The organism is Hoeflea sp. IMCC20628 (assembly GCF_001011155.1).
Taxonomy (GTDB): domain Bacteria; phylum Pseudomonadota; class Alphaproteobacteria; order Rhizobiales; family Rhizobiaceae; genus Hoeflea.
Map to the genome: position 1 here is coordinate 36,207 of NZ_CP011480.1, position 22,871 is coordinate 59,077.

The 22,871-nt window shown below is 57.6% G+C and carries 12 protein-coding genes and 5 pseudogenes; 12 read left to right on the forward strand and 5 right to left on the reverse strand.

Annotated elements, in window-relative coordinates; genetic code table 11:
* The first annotated feature begins 589 nt into the window (after positions 1–589).
* The 5 genes from IMCC20628_RS24455 (at position 590) to IMCC20628_RS22975 (ending at position 12,928) form a co-directional block, all read left to right on the forward strand.
* On the forward strand, positions 590–1,582 hold the full coding sequence (locus tag IMCC20628_RS24455; protein ID WP_052766643.1) for a universal stress protein: 993 nt from the start codon (positions 590–592) through the stop codon (positions 1,580–1,582).
* Complete coding sequence (locus IMCC20628_RS22960; RefSeq protein WP_047032921.1) at positions 1,579–10,029, forward strand: glucoamylase family protein; 8,451 nt, start codon at positions 1,579–1,581, stop codon at positions 10,027–10,029. Before IMCC20628_RS24455 ends, IMCC20628_RS22960 begins: the two co-directional genes overlap by 4 nt.
* Positions 10,030–10,092: 63 nt before the next feature.
* A complete protein-coding gene (locus IMCC20628_RS22965; RefSeq protein ID WP_047032922.1) occupies positions 10,093–10,791 on the forward strand; it encodes an IS6 family transposase in 699 nt (232 codons plus the stop codon).
* A 167-nt stretch (positions 10,792–10,958) separates the two neighbouring features.
* Positions 10,959–11,537 (forward strand): TRAP transporter small permease subunit, encoded by a 579-nt coding sequence (locus tag IMCC20628_RS22970; RefSeq protein ID WP_047032923.1) that lies wholly within the window; start codon positions 10,959–10,961, stop codon positions 11,535–11,537.
* Positions 11,537–12,928, forward strand: a complete 1,392-nt coding sequence (locus tag IMCC20628_RS22975; RefSeq protein WP_047031487.1) for a TRAP transporter large permease subunit — start codon at positions 11,537–11,539, stop codon at positions 12,926–12,928. Before IMCC20628_RS22970 ends, IMCC20628_RS22975 begins: the two co-directional genes overlap by 1 nt.
* Positions 12,929–13,302: 374 nt before the next feature.
* Here IMCC20628_RS22975 and IMCC20628_RS22980 read toward each other — a convergent pair whose 3' ends face one another.
* The 4 genes and pseudogenes from IMCC20628_RS22980 to IMCC20628_RS25245 form a co-directional block, all read right to left on the reverse strand.
* The gene (locus IMCC20628_RS22980; protein ID WP_047032924.1) at positions 13,303–14,397 is read right to left on the reverse strand and encodes a TRAP transporter substrate-binding protein; all 1,095 of its coding nucleotides are present in this window, start codon (positions 14,395–14,397) and stop codon (positions 13,303–13,305) included.
* A 179-nt stretch (positions 14,398–14,576) separates the two neighbouring features.
* The gene (locus IMCC20628_RS22985) at positions 14,577–15,980 is read right to left on the reverse strand and encodes a UvrD-helicase domain-containing protein (protein ID WP_343123264.1); all 1,404 of its coding nucleotides are present in this window, start codon (positions 15,978–15,980) and stop codon (positions 14,577–14,579) included.
* 105 nt (positions 15,981–16,085) lie between these two features.
* The gene (locus tag IMCC20628_RS22990) at positions 16,086–16,688 is read right to left on the reverse strand and encodes a rhodanese-like domain-containing protein (RefSeq protein ID WP_047032925.1); all 603 of its coding nucleotides are present in this window, start codon (positions 16,686–16,688) and stop codon (positions 16,086–16,088) included.
* 176 nt (positions 16,689–16,864) lie between these two features.
* Positions 16,865–17,047, reverse strand: a pseudogene (locus IMCC20628_RS25245) (transposase); the annotation flags it as partial.
* A gap of 29 nt (positions 17,048–17,076) precedes the next feature.
* Here IMCC20628_RS25245 and IMCC20628_RS25730 point away from each other — a divergent pair.
* The 3 genes and pseudogenes from IMCC20628_RS25730 to IMCC20628_RS23000 form a co-directional block, all read left to right on the forward strand.
* Positions 17,077–17,190, forward strand: a pseudogene (locus IMCC20628_RS25730) (integrase); the annotation flags it as partial.
* On the forward strand, positions 17,180–17,878 hold the full coding sequence (locus IMCC20628_RS22995; RefSeq protein ID WP_082128377.1) for an IS6 family transposase: 699 nt from the start codon (positions 17,180–17,182) through the stop codon (positions 17,876–17,878). The pseudogene IMCC20628_RS25730 and the gene IMCC20628_RS22995, both read left to right, overlap by 11 nt.
* 122 nt (positions 17,879–18,000) lie before the next feature.
* Positions 18,001–18,255, forward strand: a pseudogene (locus IMCC20628_RS23000) (IS110 family transposase); the annotation flags it as partial.
* A 110-nt stretch (positions 18,256–18,365) separates the two neighbouring features.
* Here the strand turns inward: IMCC20628_RS23000 and IMCC20628_RS24870 are convergent.
* Positions 18,366–18,632 (reverse strand): annotated as a pseudogene (locus IMCC20628_RS24870) (tyrosine-type recombinase/integrase); the annotation flags it as partial.
* A gap of 165 nt (positions 18,633–18,797) precedes the next feature.
* On the opposite strand from IMCC20628_RS24870, the pseudogene IMCC20628_RS23010 reads away from it, so the two are divergent.
* The 4 genes and pseudogenes from IMCC20628_RS23010 to IMCC20628_RS23030 form a co-directional block, all read left to right on the forward strand.
* Positions 18,798–19,607 (forward strand): annotated as a pseudogene (locus IMCC20628_RS23010) (IS110 family transposase); the annotation flags it as partial.
* 655 nt (positions 19,608–20,262) lie between these two features.
* Positions 20,263–21,195, forward strand: a complete 933-nt coding sequence (gene dapF / locus IMCC20628_RS23020; protein WP_082128379.1) for a diaminopimelate epimerase — start codon at positions 20,263–20,265, stop codon at positions 21,193–21,195.
* Positions 21,192–21,944, forward strand: coding sequence for an amino acid ABC transporter ATP-binding protein (locus IMCC20628_RS23025; RefSeq protein ID WP_047032928.1), 753 nt, complete (start codon positions 21,192–21,194; stop codon positions 21,942–21,944). Before dapF ends, IMCC20628_RS23025 begins: the two co-directional genes overlap by 4 nt.
* A gap of 29 nt (positions 21,945–21,973) precedes the next feature.
* A complete protein-coding gene (locus tag IMCC20628_RS23030; RefSeq protein ID WP_047032929.1) occupies positions 21,974–22,774 on the forward strand; it encodes an ABC transporter substrate-binding protein in 801 nt (266 codons plus the stop codon).
* Positions 22,775–22,871 lie beyond the last annotated feature (97 nt).

Consider the following 22,871-nt stretch of genomic DNA (forward strand, 5'->3'; position numbering starts at 1 on the left):
TCACATTTCAAGTGCGCCACCGAGTTGGTGAGCGCAAGCCGAGGTATTTTCGCGGGGTTGAGTTAAGCATCCAGACGATGTCTTCGATGTCGGTTTCGCGATTCGGAAAGCCTTGTCGATCGGGGCAGTTCGCGCCTAATCCGTCCATTTTGTTCATCTCCACTCCATGAAAGTTTCGATGACCAGAAATCCTCCTTTGTTCAAACCCCTTAATCTGTCCCACGTGCGCTGACGTCAGACACTCAAGCGAGACCTGGCGGCAAAATGGCAACGGGTGTTTCTGGTTCGCCGGGCGCGATGAGGGGTTGCGTACGAGCGCGGATATCTGGCCTGGACGTTCGAGATAGAAGGTGGCTGACGGCGAGCGCCGCCACGACCGAAGCCAGCGAAAAGCGAAAACTCCAATTGATGAAAGTCAATGCCAGTTACGATTGTCGTCGTTAAGGTCACTTCAGCATGGATGGTTTGCCGGTTGCCAGAATCCCGCCATCAAAACAGTCCATAGACAATATGCAGAATCAATCCAGGCTCCAGGCAGCCGAACGAAGCTCCAGTTTCTAAGCGTTTACCTTTTCAAGGAGGCCGGATTATGCAGGACGATTCCATAGCCGCTAATGGGTGCAAGACGCCGCGCGTCTTGGTGTGTATCGATTTGGCAAAGGAAACGCAGGAAATCATTCCACCCGCCAAGGCTATTGCCAGGGCATTGAGTGCCGAACTGGCCTTTGTCCATGTCATCAAGGCGCACGGTCGCGCCGAGAACGGATCACCCATTGATCCGGTTGAATGGGAGATCATGCGCCGTGAGGCCAAAGCCCATATGGAACGGTTTGCTCAAGAGCACGCAGACGGTGACGAAATGCCGACCACGCACGTGCTCGAGGGAAACTGCACCGACCAGATATGCGATGTGATGGCCAGCAGGCCACAGGATATTGCTGTACTCGGACGGGAGCATGACGAAACAGGCGCGCATATTGGCGAAACGGCGCGTGAGATGCTGGAAAGCGGAACCAATTCTCTTTTTCTGGTGCCGCTTGGTGTCGAGCCAAAGCAGAAGTTTTCCAGAATCCTCGTACCTCTCGACTGCTCGAGGCGATCAGAACGCATCATACCGTTGGTCGAAAAGATCGCCCGGTCAGAAAATGCCGAGGTCGTGCTAGTCCATGCGGTACCGGAGCCTGGTCTCACCGACGCAGGGCTTGGCGAGCCCAACGACAAAGAGCTGATTTCCCAGTTCAACAAGCGCAATGAACGTGTCGCCAAGAAGTATCTCGATCATCTGTCTGGACGCATTCGCACGGGCGGAGTGCGTGTCAGAAGTCTGGTTCTCAGCGGCGGCGACGTCCGTCGTCAATTGGCTGCTGCAATCGGGGAGCAGGCGATAGACCTTCTGGTTCTGGCCTCGCATGGACAGAGCGGTTTCGCCGATGTGCCATTCGGCGATGTAGCCAACTACCTGATCAAAAGTTCGAACGTTCCGACCATGGTCATTCGGTTTGGCGGAAATGCCACCGAGAAGCATGCCTTTTCGGAGGCCCGGTCGAAAGGCGCTCGCAGTCCCGGTACGCTGGCACAATGATACAGGAAGAACCACAGTCTCAACCCGATCCTCTGGTTCTGGAGGCCCACGCTCTGGCCAAGTCCGCCAGATATGGGCCGCCACCGCCAATGCCGCTTGATCTCCTGCAAAAGATCGATGCGCTTCCGGACTGGCTGGAAAACCTCAGGCGCTTCTGCGCAGAGCCCAAGCCCGATCAGGCCCGTGCCGCTGACTGGTTGCTCGATAATGATTACCAGATTTCACGGGCCATCCGCGAAGTAGATCACGATATGCCTGCTGCATTTTACAACCGGCTGCATGTCATGGCAGATGGCGGATCTGCGCTTCCGCGCATCTTCAGGATCGCATATGCGATCCTCACAGCCACGCGGTTTCAGCTCTCCGTTCCAAGTCTCGTCGATTTTCTCGTCGCATACCAGAAAACCGTACCGCTGACGACGGCTGAACTCTGGGCGCTGCCCTCGATGTTGCGCATTGCCGGTCTGGAAATACTGGCGAACGGCTTCAAAACGCTTGACGAGAGCCTCGAACCGCCATTCGAACTCAGTCGTTTCGCTGCCGAGAACCTGCCACTGGATCCAACTGGCTGTATATCCCAGGCGATCACCGCGATCATCGCGGTACGCGGGATTGAATGGCGCGATGTTGTCGACAAGACCAGCATGTCAGAGGCACTGTTGCGCTCGGATCCCGCCAATGTTTACGCACGGATGGATTTCGAGACACGCGACAGGTACCGGCAGGCTGTTGAAATGCTCAGCACCGGCTCGGGCATGGACGAAATCGCGATTATTGAAGCCGCCCTCGACCTTGCACGCGCAGCGCCCGATGATCCCCGCCGCTTTCATGTGGGATACTGGCTGATTGATGACGGCCGCCCGGAGCTTGAACGCAAACTGGGCTTTCGTGTTTCCATTCGTGAACGGTTCCGCCGTTTGGCTTTGCGACATGCTGGCAAGACCTACGCGACCACTCTTGCGGTCTTTGTGGCGCTGGCGTTGGTGTGGCCTTTGCTGCTTATCGCCGGAACGGGGGGCGGCCTGCTGGCGCAAACAGGGGGCTTGCTGTTGTCGTTGCTGCCAGCAACGCTTCTCAGTGTTACAGTCCTGCACTGGCTCATAACGCGCATCGCGCAGCCTCGCCTTCTTCCAATGATGGATTTCCGCAAGAAAATTCCCGAGGACTGTCCGACCTGCGTGGTGGTGCCGGTTATCATTAAACACGCCGAAGAGATCGCCGACATCGTCGAACGGCTGGAAATCCGTTACCTTTCCAACCGCGATCCGATGCTCAGCTTTGTTCTGCTTTCTGACTATGCTGACGCGCCAACCGAGCACCTTCCGCAAGATGAAGACATCAGAAAAGCGCTGATTGACGTGATCCGGACGCTGAATGTGCGTTACGCCGATGAAAGGGGCGATTCATTTTTCTTGCTGCATCGGTCTCGCCAGTACAATCCATCGGAAAACTGCTGGATGGGATGGGAAAGAAAGCGCGGCAAGCTGGAGCAGTTCAATGCATTCCTTTTCGATGGGAATGCAGATGCGTTCGAATGCCATGAAGGTGAGATCAGCCGGCTGCAAGATACGCGTTTTGTGATCACGCTCGATGCGGACACCACCCTGTCTCCAGGCTCAGCAGCCAAGTTGATTGGCACGCTCGCGCATCCGTTGAACCAGGCAGTGATCGATCCCCATACAGGCAAGGTTGTCTCCGGATACGCCATTGTCCAACCAAGAATCGAGATCTTGCCGATCAAGGGGCCTGCCACGCTGTTCTGCCGTCTCTATGCCGGCGATACGGCAATTGACATTTATTCCCGAGCTGTCTCGGACGTCTATCAGGATCTGTTCGGTACAGGAATTTTTGTCGGCAAAGGCATCTATGATGTTGCGGCTTTCAGAAAGAGCCTTGCCGGCCGTGTGCCGGAAAACACTGTGCTCAGTCACGATCTTTTCGAAGGACTTTACGGACGTACGGCGCTGGCAACCAATATTGTCCTCTATGAGGAATTTCCCGCGACCTATACCGAATATTCAGTCCGCCAGCACCGGTGGACCCGCGGCGACTGGCAGCTATTACCCTGGCTTGGGCGCAAGGTGCCAAGTGCGGACGGACAATCGGTTCCCAATGTTCTCTCCAGCCTCGACCGCTGGAAGATCATCGACAATCTTCGCCGCAGCCTGATTCCGCCGGCGCTACTTCTTTTCTTCGTTGCCGGGTGGCTGCTGCTGCCGGGCAGTGCCTGGGTGTGGACGGCGTTGGCAACACTGGCACCAGGCACCTACCTCATCGGCCAATTGCAATCGATCGTCATGGGTGATCCGCGGCGGGGATTTTTTGACGATCTCGCATTCCGGTTCGGAGAACGCTTCGGCCGCTGGTTTCTCGCAATTGTCTTCCTGGTCAGCAATACGCTGATTTCGCTCGATGCGATCGGGCGAACACTCTGGCGACTGGGTGTGAGAAGGGGCCGCTTGCTGGAATGGCGGTCTGCCGCACACGCAAGGTCTCTGCTCGGGAACGGCAGTTTGCGACTTAACACCTGGCGCATGATGTGGCCATCGACCGCTGTTGCCGCGCTACTTGCCGTGGATCTGGCGATTTACAAGGCGTCGGCTCTGCCGTCGGCGGCGCCGATCTTGGTGCTTTGGATACTCGCGCCGGAGATCGCGGTATGGATCGGCAAACCGCGCAAGTTTCGTCAGGAAACCTTGCACGACCGCGACCGAACCTTTCTCAGGCACATCGCCCGTCGTACCTGGTTGTTTTTCGAGACCTTTGCAGGCCCCGAGGACAACTGGCTACCGCCGGATAATTTTCAGGAAACACCAAAGAGCGAAATCGCTCATCGGACTTCGCCGACCAATATCGGGCTGTATCTAGTCTCGGCAAACGCCGCGCTTGATTTCGGTTTCGTGGGGAGTTCCGATTTCGCAGTCCGTGTCCGCAACGCGATTGCAACGACCGAGAGGTTGGAATCCTATCGCGGCCATATCCTAAATTGGTTTGACACACGCAGCTTGACGCCGCTTGAACCGCGCTATGTCTCGACCGTCGACAGTGGCAATCTCGCTGTCAGCCTGATCGCGTTACGCAAGGGATGTCACGAAGCTGCAGAAGCGCCGGCAGTCAGCAAAGTGGTGTGGGATGGCCTGAAAAGCACTTTTGAATTGCTCTTCGAATCCGTCCGGGCGCTGCCGACGTCCAATCTGAGTGCCATCGACCGATGCGAAGCAGAAATTGAACGCGAGCTGGATCGTGTAAGTGGCTTGGACACGAACTCGTACACCTCTCTCAAGCTTCTCGCAGATACGCACTGGCCTGCTCTCGAACGGTCGGTCGCTGAATGCATTTCTGCTTCCCCTGATGCAACCGACAAGCGTCTTGGCGAAGTTCATGCCTGGCTTGAGCGCACCCACCATCATATCCGGGCATTGACGCGCGAGGTTGAAACTCTTCTGCCTTGGTGCGCTGCGGCAGCGGAGACACCGCAAGGAATGGAAAAGGTTGGCAGGGATCTGCTTGCCGTGCTGTCGCCGTTGATGCCGATGACAGAGCTTGCAGAACATAAACAGCGTGCCATCTCGCTTCTCGAAAAAGCTGATGCGGACGAAACTTTGAGCAAGGTTCACCGCGACTGGCTTGAGCAGGCAGGTGTCGCGATCGAGAGCGGTATCGGGGCGCAGCAGGCCCTTCGCGCAGACTTGCTGGATCTCGCCTCACGATGCGAGGCAATCGCCTACCGCATGGATTTCACGTTTCTCTACGATCCCGAAGCGCGATTGTTCCGGATTGGCTACAATGTCAGCACCGGCCAGCTCGATGCCAATCATTATGATCTTCTGGCGACCGAAGCTCGCATCGCCAGCTACTTCGCTATCGCCAAGCACGACGTACCGATCGAACACTGGTTCGCGCTTGGACGACCCGTCACGCGCCTCAAGAACCGTCCGGTAGTGTTGTCCTGGAACGGCTCGATGTTTGAATACCTCATGCCGCCGATATTCTTGCCCGGCCAGCGGGATACCTTGTTGGGCGAGAGCGAGTTGGCGGCGGTTGCATTCCAGCGCGCCTATTCGCGCGAGCGCGGCGTGCCGTGGGGAATATCGGAATCGGCATTTGCCACCACGGATTCGGCAGGCAACTACCAGTATCGCGCTTTTGGCGTTCCCGGGCTCGGGCTGCGCCGTGGCCTGACAGATGACCTGGTAATTGCACCCTATGCCAGCGCCTTGGCATTGTGCTGCTGGCCCGGTGCTGCCGTGAAAAACATGCGGCATCTGCAAGAACTCGGGGCCGTCGGTCTCTACGGTTTCCATGACGCAATCGACTATACGCCAAGCCGGGTAGCGGAGGGGAGGAGCTTCAGCATCGTCGGCAACTACATGGCGCACCACCACGGCATGACCATGGCCGCGATCGCCAACGCACTTTATGGCGATATCTTTGTGCGCCGGACGTTGTCGGGACGACGGATGCAAACGGTCGAACAGCTGCTGCTAGAACGTGTGCCTTGGGATGCGCCGATTGAAAAGGGGCGCCTCGATGAGGAGCTGCTTGCGGCCAAGAAGGAACACGTGGTGCAGGCGCTTCCTTCCTGGGTGCCATCACGTCGGGCCATGGTGCCGCAGATGCAGATGCTCGGCAATGGGCGGATGGCGTCGTGGATAACGGCGTCCGGAGCTGGCGGTTTGATGCTGGCCGACACCAGTCTGACCCGCTGGCGGCCTGATGCCACCAGCGACGGCTTCGGCTATTGGATCTACATCCGTGACACGCAGAACGGCGATTTCTGGTCGGCAGGGCGGTTGCCGACCGGTGTGACAAGTCCGGATTCGACGGTCATATTCCATCAGCACATGATCGAATTCTTTCAGCGGACCAACGGCATTGCCGTACGCATGGAGGTGTCGGTATCGCCCGCTGACGATGCCGACATTCGCGAGATTTCAGTCACCAATGAAAGCGGCAGACCGCGCGTGATCGAGTTCACCAGCTACGCGGAAGTAGTTCTGGCTCCGCCGCTCGACGATGAACGCCACCCCGCTTTCAGCAAGCTCTTCGTGGAGAGTGACTATCTCGGGCCGCAGAAGGGCCTGTTGTTCACACGCCGGCCGCGACGGCCGGAAATGAAACCTCCGGTTCTGCTGCACACGCTGGTGAGCGACGGCCCGGACATCGCCATTACTGGCCACGAAACCGACCGGGCGCGCTTTATTGGACGTCTGGGCAACCAGCGCCGGCCGGCGGGACTAGACGCCGGATTGAGCGGAACGGTGGGATCCACGCTCGATCCGGTGATGAGCCTGCAAACGGAGGTTACTCTCAAGCCGGGGGAAACCAGGCGCTTTGCATTTGTCACGGTCGCTGGAACCGCGCGCGGCGAAGTGCTCGACATCGCCCAACGTCATGCGATGGGGACCCTCGAACAGGTCAAGCGTGATGCCGGCCGGGCAATGGCACGTGAGGTCGACCGTCTGGGTATCGCGCCGGCGCGCTTGCCGGAGCTGCAGGTGCTTGCATCGCTCCTGCAGACGCCACACCCGAATTTCCGCGAGACGCCTGCTGAAATCGACGGCAACGATGCGCGCCAGCCGGATCTGTGGCAATTCGGTATTTCCGGCGACCATCCCATTCTGCTGTTGCGCATCACCGGCGAGACACCCTCGCAACTGCTCGAGCTGCTGGTCAAAGCACAAAACCTGTGGCTGCGAAGCGCCATGCGGTGTGATCTGGTGGTGCTGCGCAGCGAGCCGGCGGGCTATGAAGCTCCGCTGCGCGAGCGGATCATGGCAATTTTGCGCGAAACCGGGACATACGCCAATCTGGGGGCGGCCGGTGGCATTCACCTGCTCAGCACTGCTGCCATGACACCGGCAACTCTTCAGCGTCTGGCCGCTGCGGCAACGGTTATCCTCAATGATGATGATGTCGAGCTAGCGAGCAAGCTCGACCAGGTTCTGGAGCGCCGCGCCGTGCCGACGCAGTTCATGCCGGTCGACGCGATCAGCTATCCCGAAATTCCACAAATCCCCCGGCCGGATGAGCTCATCTTCGACAACGAAATCGGCGGTTTCGATCCGGAAAACAGCGATTACGTCATCCATCTCGGCGCAGGGGAGAAAACGCCGGCACCCTGGTGCAATGTAATCGCCAATGAGGCGTTCGGCACCATCGTCAGTGAAGCCGGACTCGGTTTCACCTGGGCTCTCAACAGCGGCGAAAATCGGGTAACGCCATGGTCAAACGACCCAGTCAGCGACACGCCCGGAGAAGTCCTCTACCTGCGCGACGAACAGGATGGCGCGGTGTGGACGCCAACACCTGCGCCGCTGGGAAGCGACAGCGCCTGTCAGGTTCGCCACGGCGCGGGATGGACAGAATGGAGGCGCAACAGCCGCGGTCTCGAGCAGACCATTCGGACATTCGTACCGAATGATGATCCCGTGAAAATTGTCACCTTGAAACTGGTCAACCGCACCGGTGCCGTCCGGCGTATCACGGCGACATATTATGCAGAATGGCTGCTGGGTGCGATGGCGAGCCGCACCAAACCCTTCACCACCTGTGTATATGACACTGAAAGCCATGCCATCCTGGCCGAAAACGGATGGAACCCTGAATTTGCCGGTCGCGTCGCCTTTCTGACGGCCAGCCTGCCAGCGCACAGCGTCACCGGCAGCCGCAATGATTTTCTTGGCAGTGAGGGGGATGTCGCTGACCCCGCGGGATTGCGGCATTGGGATCTCGGCGGACGCTTTGCGCCGGGCGGCGATGCCTGCGCGGCCTATCAGGTGCATCTCGATATCGATCCAGGTGCGACCAGCGAAGTCACCTTCATACTGGGGCAGGGCGCGAGCTACGCCGAGACGCTCGCACTGGTGAAGAAGTGGCGTGTGCCAGCGCAGGCCACTCAGGCCTTGGCCGATGTTGAAGCCCTTTGGGACAAGCGCCTCAACGCGGTAGAGGTCAAGACGCCTGATGCGGCGTTCGACCTGATGGTGAACCGCTGGCTGCTGTACCAGACAATCGCTTCGCGGCTATTGGCACGCGCCGGGTTTTATCAGGCGGGCGGTGCTTTTGGCTATCGAGACCAGCTTCAGGATGTGCTCGCGGTACTGGTGAGTGAGCCAAAGCGGGCTCGCGCCCAGATCCTGCTTGCCGCTGCGCATCAGTTCGAGGATGGAGATGCCCAGCATTGGTGGCATCCGCCGTTGGGACGTGGCGTGCGCACGCGCTGCTCGGATGACTTCATCTGGCTCGCCTTCGTCACAGCCCGCTACATCGAGGTGACCGGTGACAACAAGATCCTGACCGAAGCTGTGCCGTTCCTCAAGGCGGAGCTGCTGAAAGAGGAGGAACAGGACCGTTATGCGCTTTTTGATGCCGGGGTGACGGCCACGCTGCTTGACCATTGCAAGCGCGCGCTCGACAGGATGAGGAGCACCGGTTCGCATGGATTGCCGCTTATTGGCACCGGTGACTGGAATGACGGCATGGACCGGGTTGGCGACGAGGGGCGCGGTGAAAGCGTTTGGCTGGCATGGTTCCAGATCGCAACGATCAAGCGCTTCGTGCCGATTCTGGAAGCACATGGCGACCAGCACCACGCGGCGGAGCTGAAAACCTACGCCGAAAGCCTTGCAAAAGCCGTTGAGGCCAGCGCTTGGGACGGCAACTGGTATGTCCGGGCCTTTGATGATGAAGGCATGCCCTGGGGCTCGCATGAGAACGACGAATGCCAGATCGACTCCATCGCGCAATCCTGGTCGGTTATCTCGGGTGCCGCACCGGAGGACCGGGCGCGGGCTGCAATGGCCTCGGCCAGGTCACGATTGGTGCATCAGGATATACGGCTGGTGCAGCTGCTTGATCCGCCGTTCCATGTCACCGCGCGCAATCCTGGCTATATTCGGGCCTATCCGCCTGGTATCCGCGAAAACGGCGGGCAATACACCCATTCGGCCGCGTGGTTCGGGCATGCCCTGGCCGGGCTCGGCGACGGCGATGGGGCCTGGCAGGTGTTCGATATCATCAACCCTGTTCGCCGCACCCGGAGCAACAGCGGCGCACTCCACTATGAGCGCGAGCCCTATGTGCTGCCGGGTGATGTTTATGGCCCGGGACAAAATCTCGGGCTTGGTGGCTGGTCCTGGTACACAGGTGCGGCTGGCTGGACCTGGCAGCTCGGCGTCGAGGCCATCCTTGGTCTGCGGATCATGAACGGGCGCCTGGCGATTGAGCCGTGCCTGCCGCGTGACTGGGGAGGGTTTACGGCTACAATCCGCACCGGGAAGGGCAGCATCGAGGTGACGGTGGAAGACCCCGACAGGCTAGGTCACGGAGACCTGGAGCTTTCCGTTGATGGCCGATCACGCAAGACGCTAGCCCCGATCCCGTTCCCGGGCGCTGGCAAAACCCGGAAGGTCAGGGCAAGGTTGTGTCAGAGGAAACGGTTCTGATGTCGCAAACTCTTCGCTAACCGGCGACCGATAATGATCTCTCGATATTTTCGGGAGCTTTCCATGTTCAAAGGTCGCCATTTCGACCGATCGGTAATATTGCTGTGCGTACGCTGGTACCTCTCTTACAATCTCAGCCTGCGTGATCTCGAAGAGATGATGGCCGAACGCGGCCTGAGCGTCGATCATTCGACAGTGCACCGCTGGGCCGTACACTTCTCGCCCCAGTTGCTGAAGTGTTTTCAGCAGCGCAAGCGCGCCGTCACTGGCAGGTGGCACCTTGACGAGACCTATATCAAGGTGCGCGGGCAGTGGATGTATCTTTACCGTGCCATCGACAGTGTTGGTGACACGGTCGAGTTCTTCTTCAGCGAACACCGTGACCTGTCGGCTGCAAAGCGCTTCCTTCGAAAGGCAATTGCGCGCCATGGTCGCCCGGATCGCATCATCATCGATGGCAGCCAGACAAATCACGAGGCAATTGTTTCCTGCGATCTTGAAGACCGCCTCCGCGACAGGACGCGACGCTCCCTGAAACAAATTCGCATATGCAAGAGCAAGTATCTCAATAACCGGATAGAGCAGGACCATCGGCGCATCAAGCGCCGGGTCCGCTCAATGCTCGGCTTCAAGTCGATAGCGAGCGCCCGGATCATACTCGACGGCATCGAAATGATCCATATGATGCGTAAGCGGCAGGCGAGGTTTGCCTATTTTCCGCGTCCCTCAATCGCCGAGCAATTCGAGATATTGGCAGCTTGATCGTCAGCACGGAAGCGTCCCATCGCGGCCAGGATTACGGTTTGCGACAGAACCTGTGAGGAAGCCTTGTCTTTGAGTGACGGGCATATGTATCCAATTCTTGACTTTTGCGTCACGTACTTTGATTAAAGTCCAGACAACAATAATGATTAGAAAAGGGGCAAAAGGTGCGTCATCTAGCTGGGGTTGCCTCATTGATATGCGCGGTCAATTTGTTCATCGGGCGAACTTTCGCCTGGCTGTCACTGGCTATCGTCGTCGTCTGCTTCACCGTTGTCGTTCAACGTTATTTGTTCTCGGTCAGCTATCTCTGGATGCAGGATCTTTATATTTGGCTGAACGGCGCGATGTTTACCGCAGTGGCAGGGTTTGCCCTGCTTCGCGACGATCATGTCCGGGTTGATATCTTCTACCGTCCGGCACGTGCGCGAACACGGGCGCTGGCCGATCTGATCGGCGTGTTTCTCTTTCTGCTGCCCTTTACCTGGGTGGTTTACCAGTACTCGATGCCGTTTGTGGTTCGGGCCTGGAGCTATCGTGAGGCATCGGCGAATGTTGGCGGAATGCCCGGCCTTTTCATTCTCAAGACCTTCATCATCGCCTTTGCGGCACTGATCGCGCTTCAGGGATTGGCCATGGCCATCCGCTCGATCCTCGTTCTTTCGGGCAATGAGCAACTGGTGCCCACTTCAATCCAATACAAGTCTGACCAGCGGCTGACTGATCTGGCCAAGGGAGACGCCTGATGGATCCGGTGATGATGGGCGAAATCCTCGCTGCACTGATGTTTTTTGGCGTGATCGGATTCCTGCTGATCGGCTTTCCTGTTGCCTTCACTCTGGCCGGTGTCTCGCTGTTGTTCGGCGGCGTCGGCATGGCCCTTGGTGTCTTTGATCCTTCCAATTTCGGATCCCTCCCCAACCGCTATATCGGCTTCATGACAAATGAGGTTCTGGTGGCCGTGCCGCTGTTTATCTTCATGGGGGTGATGCTGGAACGAAGCCAGATTGCAGAACAGCTTTTGCTGACCATGAGCAAACTTTTCGGCAACCTTCGCGGCGGGCTCGGATTTTCGGTGATCATTGTCGGTGCGATGCTCGCCGCCTCCACCGGCGTGGTCGGCGCGACAGTGGTGACCATGGGTTTGATCTCGCTGCCGGCAATGCTGCGCGCCGGCTACGATCCGAAGTTGGCCACCGGCGTGATCTGCGCCAGCGGCACGTTGGGCCAGATCATCCCGCCGTCAACCGTGCTGATCTTCATGGGCGACATGCTCTCGGGCATCAACAGCCAGGTGCAGATGGCCAAGGGCAATTTCGCCCCGGTTCCGGTTTCGGTCGGCGATCTGTTCGCCGGGGCGCTGCTGCCCGGGATGCTGCTTGTTTCGCTTTACCTGCTCTGGGTCATTTTCAAGGCGGTCACCGATCCTGCCTCCTGCCCGGCCACACCGGTGCCGCCGGAAGAACGCGCTGACCTGTTCAAAGAGGTTCTCGTGGCACTGGTTCCGCCGCTGCTGCTGATCCTTGCCGTTCTGGGGTCAATCCTGGGGGGAATTGCCACCCCGACCGAGGCTGCCTCTGTCGGGGCTGTCGGGGCGATGGTTCTGGCAGCCTTACGCTGGCGTCTGTCCTTTTCCATCCTCAAGGAAACGGTTGTTACCACTGCGACCATCACCAGCATGGTCTTTGTCATCCTGCTCGGAGCGTCGGTCTTCTCGGTGGTGTTCCGGATGATGGGCGGCGACAATCTGGTTCATGAATTCCTGACCAATCTGCCCGGCGGGCCCATGGCTGCGGTTGCCATGGTGATGCTGATCATGTTCTTTCTGGGCTTCATCCTGGACACCTTCGAGATCATCTTCATCGTCATTCCGATCACCGCTCCGGTGCTACTGGCGCTGGATGTCGATCCGGTCTGGCTGGGCGTTATGGTCGGTGTGAACCTGCAGACATCGTTCCTGACACCTCCGTTCGGCTTTGCCCTGTTTTACCTGCGCGGGGTGGCGCCTGCCGGTCTGCCCACCAGTGCAATCTACCGCGGTGTCGTGCCTTTCGTGGTGTTGCAGATCGTGGCGATTGCCATCCTGTTCATCTTCCCCGAAATCGTCACCTGGTTGCCCCGTCTGGTGGCGGGGTAGAGCCGTTCAGCTTTTAAATGGAAGCCGTTTGACGGAAGGGGTTTTTCGCGTCAGCTAGGAAAACACCGCAGCCACGATGCAGCGCATCGTGCGAGGATTGTGACGACGCTGGCGCGGAAAAGACATCCAGGCGAGGCAGTGAGATATTCCGGTGATCGCAGCGACAGGCCAAGAGGTAATCGTGTGAGCTTGCTCTTTCGCACTCTGGACTGTGTCGCGCACGGCTAAACAGCACTCACGCCGCCTCGCCGCATGCTCCTTGCCAGATCAAGAAATCCCGGCGCTCAAACGATTCCATTTCAAGGTGAACGGCTCTCAGCAACGAAAAAGGCCCGGCGTTTCCACCGGGCCTTTCATCTCGATTGAATGCGGTTTTAGTACTTGAGGTACTTTTCGCGTGCCGCCACATAAGGCGAATCGATCTTCTCGGTGCGGGTGCGCACAAGGTTCAGCGCCTCGATGAAGCTCTCGGTGGTCTTCTTGACCAGCGGGTCAGAGCTGTTGCGCAGTTCCTCAACCACTTCGATCGACGCCTTGGCGCCGGCTTCCATGATATCGTCCGGGAAGTTGCGAACGATCACGCCGTGATCCTCGACCAGCGTCTTGAGTGCGCGCGGATCGTTGGCGATGAAGTCGGCAGAGACCTGGTCATATTCCGCTTGGGATATGTCACGGATGATCGCCTGCAGATCGGCCGGCAGCTCCTGATACTTCTTCTTGTCCACAACCAGTTCGGTCGCCAGACCCGATTCCACGAAGGACGGCATGTAGTAGTTCTTGGCGACCTGGTAGAAGCCGAGTGCGAGATCGTTGTAGGGGCCGACAAATTCAGCAGCATCAAGCGTGCCGGACTGCAGCGCCTGGAAAATCTCGCCAGCGGCCATGTTGGTGACCGTTGCGCCCAGTTTCTCCCAGACCTGACCGCCCAGACCCGGTGTGCGGAAACGAATGCCCTTGACGTCCTCGAGGCTTTTCAACTCGTCGCGGAACCAGCCGCCGGTCTGCGTGCCGGTGTTGCCGGACAGGAAGCCTTGCACGCCGAACTGGTCATAGATCTCGTCCCAGATTTCCTGACCGCCCATATAGCGGACCCAGGCCGTCAATTCAGGCGTGGTCATGCCATAGGGAACGCCGGTGAAAAAAGACAGCGCAGGCGACTTGTTCTGCCAGTAATAGGCTGCGCCATGGCTCATTTCGGCGGTGCCGTCGATCACCGCATCCAGCGACTGAAGCGGCGGAACCAGTTCGCCTGCGGAGTAGACCTGAATGGTCAGGCGGCCGCCTGATGCAGCCGTGATGCGGTCTGCCAGCCGCTGTGCGCCAACTCCGAGGCCGGGGAAATTTTTTGGCCAGGTTGTCACCATACGCCAGGTGATGTTGCCTTGCGCAATTGCAGGCGTAGCGAGGCCCGTGGCAACAGCGCCCGCCCCCACGATCCCTGCATTGCGAATAAATGAACGACGATCCATTAGGTTTCCTCCAAAATCGAAAAGGCTCGCGAATAGAGTGCCTGACAATCAGAAGCCGAGCCTCATTACAATCATAATCTGCCGTTTGGGGAAATGTCTATGCCGCAAAATGATATGTGTCGTATGACTAAACCACACTGAGAGAGGACCCTGTATCAAACTCGGTCCGGAAGAATTATTCAGTTTGAGATCGACAGAAAGCCGCACGGATCCTGGGAGCGTAGGGCATCAAGGGCTCGCAAATAGGCACCGACGCCAGCTCCACTGTAGCGATAGATCGCGTATTTGGGATCACCTACCAAGAAGAGCGCACCAGCCCGTATCTGGAAGCGGGTCCAGTCGCTGTCGTCATCTGTAGGATCGCCGCAAAGTCTCCAGAAGATCTCGGTCTGAAGTGGATCGGCGTCTTGGAAATCATCAACCAGCACATGGGCAAACCTCTTTCCCAGCGCACGTCGAACATCGTCGTTATCGCGCAGCAGGTTACGCGCGGCAAAGACCAGGTCGTCGAAGTCAAGCAGCGCGTTTGCTCGTTTGTGGTCACGATAGCGCTCAAGGATTGGATGCATAAGCTCAAACAGGGCTGACAGAACTTGGTTGGTTGCAGCCCGAAGAACAGATTCCCAAGCCTCGCAACACGCCCGGTAATGCCCATGGGCTGCATCGTTGAGTCTCTCACCATCAGCCCTCGAGAGACCCGCAAGCTTCGCTGCGGCAGCCCATTTGTTTTTCTTTCGGTACGAGGCGAAGGCACCCGTCTTGGTGCGGAGGTCCGTGTGCGGACGCAAGACCAGAAGCCCAACAAGACCCGAGGGTGTCGCGGGATCAGGTTCAGCCGCCAGCGCGGACACCATTTCGACCAGCCGTGCGGCAATGTCTTTTGTCTCCGGTTCGCAGGCAGCCGCCCCGGTTACGAAAGCTGCGAAATGCGCTGTAGCATTGTGGAAATCCATCAGATGGCTATCGAGGGGCAGCACCGCCGGGGCTGTAACAGTGCGGCGACGGCTGAGGTTTTCTGCAATCTTTTGAATGAGAGCCAAAGTTTTGGCGGGGCTTTGCAGAACCAACGCAGCGAGGATGCCGTCCTGATCGTCACGTAAGCGCTCGCGCAGCCAGCTGTTGGCGATCCTAAGAAAGGTAAGATCGGCCTGCTCGCGGTCCAACAAACGTGCGTCGGGGTCGATAGCGGTCTCTGCTAGATAGGGCATAATCAGCCGTTGGCAGAAGCCATCGATGGTAGAGCATGTGATTTCGTCGATTGCTTCGTTGGCAGCGGCAAGATTTTCGCTGTGCACCTGCGAAAGACCAACGGGCAAAGCCACGCTCAAATCGGTTGCAGTATTGCGGGCAGTGAGGTCAGCGACAAATTCACGGACACGTGCAAGAAGTTCGCTCGCAGCCGCCTCGGTGAAGGTGACGGCTGCGATGGATCGTGGTGGAACGCCTTCGGCAAACATGAAAGCGATGCGTCTCGCCATGACGTCGGGCTTGCCCGATCCGGCATCAGCCTCGACCAGATTTAACCAATCGTAGAGGCTGATCGCGTCGCGGCGGGCACCATCATCCTTGAGAACTTTGGACACGTTGCTTATCATTCCTACTCTCAGGCAACCGTCATCGTGCATGGCAGTGAAGTGGCCCACCAAAGAGTGAAGCGTGGGGCCGCCATTCTTGCTTCATGCCCTGTCCTAGTCGCGTCCAGCAGTTACAGTAAGGCCTAGAACGCGCCAGCTCTGCATACCGCCGCGATAGTAGAAGATGCGCTCCGCCGGATAGCCTGCGGCGATCATCGCGCGAATGGCGGTCGGCGATTGGCCGCACCACAGACCGTTGCAGAATAAGGCTACGCGCTTGGCCTTGGCGCAGTCCCAGCCGTCGAAATCCGGTTCGCAGCCGAGTAGGGTCAGCCGGTCGCCGACCTGCGTATATGGAAGGCTGATTGCGCCTGGAATTGAGCCTCCCTGGAACCAATCGACCGTACGGCTATCGACGACAAGCGCGTCCGGGTCCTTGAGCATTTCGATCAGTTCAACTTCTCCGATCGTGGTCACGCCTTCCGCCGGGACAATCGGCTGGATACAGAATGGGGGGCACGCCCGCGAAGTCTTAGCGTAGTCGCCTGTGATCTCGTGTTTCTGATCCTGGATCCGGCGTATTTCAATCGGCCCGTCCGTTGTCTCCACCGTGACGCTCTGCATCTCCGACGTTATCCCGACCATCAGCTCATCGGCCACTCCCGTTCCGACGAGTACCAGTAGTGCAACTACAACGGCGACAAAATATCTAATCATGTGTTTCTCCTTCAGATGCTTAACACATCGCAAATTTTAAATATGAACAAGTCGACTGAACGGTGCAAGGGCAATCAAGACTAAGAATAGAGAAAACAGCCCGGTAGCGTCTGTCATATGTGGACGGACCGTAATTACCCACCCCCGAATTTGTGATTTCCGGCCTTGATGTCGGCCTATGCCAGGACGGATTTAATGACCTGGAAGGGATTTACGCCTTTGAGGCGTGCGGTATCGACGGTCGTGCGTATGTTCGCCTCGGCTTGGGCGGCCCACATGGCTCGATATCCGTTTGTCACCTTTCGCTGGATGACCCATGGACGAAGCTTTCGCTCTGATTTGTTGTTGGTGACATCGACCTCCGCTTCGGCAACGCCTGATCGATGACATGAACCTGCTCCACTTCGGGCACGAGACCCAACGCAATTACCTGCGCGATGTCGGACGCCTCGCGAGCTTTCTGGGGCGGTCTCCCGATACCGCGACCGCAGATGACCTGCGCCTTCAAAGGTCACCGTTTCCCGCCTGAGTTCAGTGCCTATGCGGTCTGGTCTTATTTTCGGTTTCCCTTGAGCCTGCGCGATGTCGAGGATCTACTTGCGACGCGCGGCATCGTCGTGAGCTACGAGACGATCCGGAAGTGGGTTGGCAAATTTGGTACAATGTATGCTGCTTCCATTCGGCGGGATCGGCCTGCGCCGTCTGATAAATGGCACCTTGATGAAGTGGTCATTCCTATCCGCGGGCGCAAATTCTGGCTTTGGCGCGCGATCGACAGAAATGGTGACGTTCTGGATATTCTGGTTCAATCTCGGCGCAACACTCGCGCAGCGAAACGCTTTTTCCTCAAGCTATTCAAGCAGTACGGGCAGCCGCGGGTTGTGATCACGGACAAACTCGGCAGCTATAGTGCGGCTTTGAAAAGCCTCGCGCCCGGCATCGACCACCGCAGGCATAAGGGCTTAAACAACAGATCTGAAGGTTCGCATCGACCGACGCAGCGCCGAGAAAAGATCATGGCCCGCTTCAAATCGCCCGGCCAAGCACAGCTCTTTTTGTCTGTCCACGATCAAGTCCAAACCGTATTTCGCCCTCGCCGCCACAAACTATCCGCCCCTGCCTATCGACAATCTCGCTCAGATTCCCGCAGCATTTGGGACGGCATCACCGGTGAGTTGAAGGCCGCTTGACCAGCGGTGTGGAGCTCCTTTTCGGCAAAACCCGATAAGTTGATGTGGTGGATGGCGCCCTCCGACGTCATCGAATGTGCCAAGATGGTTTTTTGCAAAACCCAAGAGAGGAGCCACCCACCATGGACGATATTACGACAATCGGGCTTGATATCGCAAAGAATGTTTTCCAATTGCACTGTGTCGATGCCCAGGGGCAGGTCGTCCTGCGCAAAGCCTTGCGCCGTGCCAACATGATCGCTTTTTTCACAAAACTGCCGCCCTGCCTGATCGGCATGGAAGCCTGCGCGACAGCCCATCATTGGGCTCGCACACTGATGGAATTGGGACATGAGGTCAGGTTGATCTCGCCGGCTTACGTCAAGCCTTTCGTAAAGTTATGCTCACCTCACCATAACTTGACTAATCATAAGTTCCCCATAATGCGGAGGAACGCGGCCTGATCGGCGGATTTCCACCGTTCTTGTCCATTTTCCTTCGCATTATTTCAGAGAGTGTCGAGCCAGGCGAGCACGTTGGCATCTCGCTTCCAGGATGGCTGGCCGCCGGGTATGGCTGGAACGGCGACCTTTTCCAGGGCTTTCCGCTTCGTTTCCAGATTGGCCCTGGCATAGTGGTTGGTCGTGTCGAGGCTGACATGACCGAGCCAACTGCGGATGACCGTTACGTCGACGCCGGCCGAGATGAGGTGTACGGCGGTGGCATGCCGGAAGGCGTGTGGCGTTATGTGCTTGGCCCGCAGCGTTGGCATTGAGTGCGGCAATTAGTTCGTGAATGTTATCGGGCATTGGCTGGTCCTTTGTTGGTCGATTGACCCGCAAAGGTTCGGCACAGAATAATGCAAAGCAAGCCGGTCCAAAAATGCCGGAATTCAGCCAATCAGGCCACGCTCCTCCGCATTATGGGGAACTCATGATTAGTCAAGAGGCATAAGAACGATGCCGCCGATGCGGCAGCAATCTGCGAAGCGGTGGTTCGTCCTTCGATGCGGTTCGTGTCGGTGAAGAGCAAGCAGCAGCAGGCGACTTTGATGTTGCATAGTGCACGGGAATTGCTGATCTCGCACCGAACGGCATTGATGAACGCCCTACGTGGGCATTTCGCCGAGCTCGGAATCGTCGTCGCGCAGGGAGCCCGCAATGTTGCAGAGCTTCTTCTCATCCTGGAAGGAAACGGCCAAGGTTCTAATGAGGAGGGTCTTCCGGAAACCATGCGGCTCGCATTGCAGCCGCTGGCGACCGCGCTGATTGGAGTTGAAGCTGAGATAGCCAAGCTCGATAAGGAGATCCTCGCCATACACCGCAGAAACGACGTCAGTCTTCGTCTTGCCACAATACCTGGTGTTGGGCCAATTACGGCATCGTTTCTGTCGGCCAGCATTCCGGATCCCGGTCTATTCGAGGGCGGACGAGAGTTCGCGGCATTCCTCGGATTGGTGCCTCGACAATATTCGAGCGGAGGCAAGCCAAGGCTTGGAAGGATTTCCAAAATGGGCAACCGGCATTTACGAAAATTGCTGGTGGTTGGAGCACATGCCGCGCTCTACAGCATCAAGAATGGCAAGACCAGTTCGTCACTGGCGGACTGGGCGAGAGCCCTGCTTGCAAAGAAGTCCTTTAAGCTCGTGGCTGTTGCTCTGGCCAACAAAATGGCTCGCATTGCATGGGCGATCATGACCAGAACCGGGCATTACCAACCAAACCTCGCGACCCAATACAACCGGCATTAATCGAACTGCCCGTAGGGCAAAATCGTTGGCGGAGTGACGAAGGAGTGATGTGAAGGCAAAAGCGGAATGGACCGCACGAACCGAAGAACCCGTGGCATCGTATAGCGCATCAAAGCGCGGTAAGTTGATAGGGATCGGTTCGAGCGCAAAACATCAGGGCCAGCGGTCATATCAAACCGCGCTTACAGGCCGGAGACATGACTGCACCCGCCCCGCCAAGCTCAAACATCGCCGAAATCACCTTGCCAAACGGGCGCCATCCAGACATGACGATGCCATCCGTTCGTTGCCGAGCCTCGGCGGGAGCAACCAAATGTGCCAGCCCATTAAAGACCAAATTCCGCAAATTTGCCGATCCCCGCACCATCGCTTGCAAAATGTTGAAATTTGATCCCTGCACCGACGCTACGATGACCGAGAAAGACTGTACTTCATCCGAGTCCGTTCTGGCTGCAATCGATTAAAGTAGTCGTAATCATGCAGGAACGCGCGCCCCTCTAATTTGGCTGAGTTGGATTGCTCCGAAAGTGTTTGTGGATTTCGGCTGCACTGCGTATGCTTCATCTCACGATGTTTGAAAAGCGGAACCTGATAATTCAAAAAATAGCCGCTGGTTGAGTCGTGCACTGACTTGAGTTGCATAACGTCCAGAGACATGGACCGGAGTGACACCAAGCCGATCAAACCGGGGGATGCACTTCTGTCGACGATAAGCTGGGCCAAGCTTGCACCACCACGGGGCCGGCCATTCATCAAGATGCAGGGGCTGGAAAACCACTTTGTGATCGTTGATGGCCGCGAAACAGGTTTTTCGCCCGACCCCGATGAATCCGCTCACATCTGCAACCCTCGAACCGGCGTGGGCGCTGATCAACTCTTGATTGTTCAGGCACCGACCGCAGCAGGGGTAAAAGCCGGCGCCCATGCGTTCATGCGGATCATCAACATTGATGGAAAAGACGCCGGAGCCTGCGGAAATGCCACGCGCTGTTTTGCCTGGTTGATGCTGGAGGAAACCGGACAGGATGAGATCATTCTGGAAACGGTCGTCGGGCCGCTGCGCTGCGCGCGCGTTGGCGACAAGATCGTAAGTGTGGAAATGGGCCCTATCACAACCGAGTGGGACAGTATCCCGCTGGCCCGCCCCGTGGATACATTGCATCTCGATGTTGGAAGCGGGCCGTTGTCTGACGGGATAGCGCTGAATATCGGCAACCCGCACGTGGTCTATTTTGTCGATGATCTAGATGCTGTCGACATGGCTTCAGTTGGCCCCAAGATTCACAATGACCCGCTATTTCCGAACCAGGTCAATGTCGGTGCGGCGCAAATGGTGCGTGACGATTACATCCGTTCGAGTGTTTATGAACGTCCGGGATTGTTGACCAGGGCATGTGGCAGTGGCGCTTGCGTCGCCGTGCGGGCCGCGCAATTGCGCGGATTGACCAGAAGCAGCCGGGTCACAGTCGAGATGGCCGCAGGCTCGGTCGACGTCGAGATCCACATCGACAATTCCGCCACGCTGACAGGGCCGGTGGAATATTGTTTCAGTGGGGCACTGCCAAGACGAGAACGGGATACAGCATGAACGACGTCATGATAAGCATCGACAAGGTATGCAAAACATACCACGTGAAAACCCGCCCTGAGCCGGTTCGCGCGCTGGACAACGTGACAAACCACATTGCTCGCGGCGAGGTTGTCGTGATCATCGGCCCGTCAGGATCGGGGAAATCAACGCTGTTGCGATCTTTGAACGGACTGCAGCCCATAGACAGCGGCACCATCATTATCGATGGCGTCAGCGTGACCGACAAGAAAACCAATCTCAACCTGCTCCGCTCGCAGGTCGGCATGGTGTTCCAGCATTTCAATTTGTACCAGCATAAAACCGCCATGGAAAATATCGTGCTGCCGCAGACAGTGGTGCTCAAGCGCAACCGTGTCGAAGCAGAATCAATTGCCAATGATCTGTTGAACAAGGTCGGCATTCCGACCCTCGGCGGCAATTATCCCTCGATGTTGTCGGGCGGACAGCAGCAGCGTGTGGCGATTGCGCGATCTTTGGCGATGAAGCCTAAGGTCATGCTGTTTGACGAGGCCACATCAGCACTTGACCCCGAAACCGTCGGCGGCGTGCTGGAACTGATGCGGGGTCTTGCCGCAGACGGAATGACCATGGCCGTCGTCACCCACGAAATGGGTTTCGCGCGCGAGGCCGCGGACCGGGTGATATTCATGGATGCCGGTGCGGTCATCGAAGAAAACACCCCCGACCAGTTTTTCGACAATCCCCAGTCAGATCGAGCCCAGGATTTCCTGCGGCAGATCCTCTAACGAGCCGAAACTACAACAAGGAGAGAGAAATGAAGAAATTTACCAAACTCGCAGTCGCCGCTGTCAGCGGTGCCTGGCTGGCCATGATGACGACGGCATCCTTTGCCGAATCCACGATGGAGAAAATCGTCAGAACCGGAGAGATGACGATTGCCGTCCAGACGCAGGGCCCACCTGTCAGCTTTATCGACAAGGACGGCAAGAGAACCGGTCTTGCCGTCGAGCTCGCCCAGATGATGGCCGACGACATGGGAGTCACGCTGATCGTTCAGGATTACGACTGGAAAGGTCTTATTCCGTCGCTTCTTTCCGGCAAAGCCGATTTCATCGCCGCGGACATGACCCCGACGGCCAAGCGCAGCATGCAGGTCGTCTTTACCGAGCCGGTTTTTTACTCGGAGACCATTGCCTTTGCGATGAAGGATTCAGGTTACACATCCTGGAAAGACCTCAATGTCGCCGGAATCTCAGTTGGTGCGACCCAGGCCTCGTCCTGGGCTGATATCGCGCGCGACAAGATCTCCAATGCCGAACTGAAGGAATTCGCCGGCGGTACCGCGCAAACGGTGCAGGCGCTTACCTCGGGCCGTATCAACGCCGGCGTGTCCGACAAGGCCACGATCGCCGGTTTCATGTCCTCCATTGAAGGCCTGGTTGTCCTTGATGGTGATATCAGCCGCGAACCGCTTGGTTTTGCTGTCCGTCCTGACTCCACTCATCTGCTGTTCGCGCTGGACAACTATATGGGCCTGATCCGTGCTGACGGTCGCCTTGATGAGAAGCTGGAATACTGGTGGAACACCACCAACTGGGAAGCGGATCACAAGTAGGATCCTGCCTGCCAATATGAATTTCACGGCGGCGTTCGCGCCGTCGTGATGCAAACTGGAAAATCGTAAATCATCAAGTCGATAGATACCGGATGTT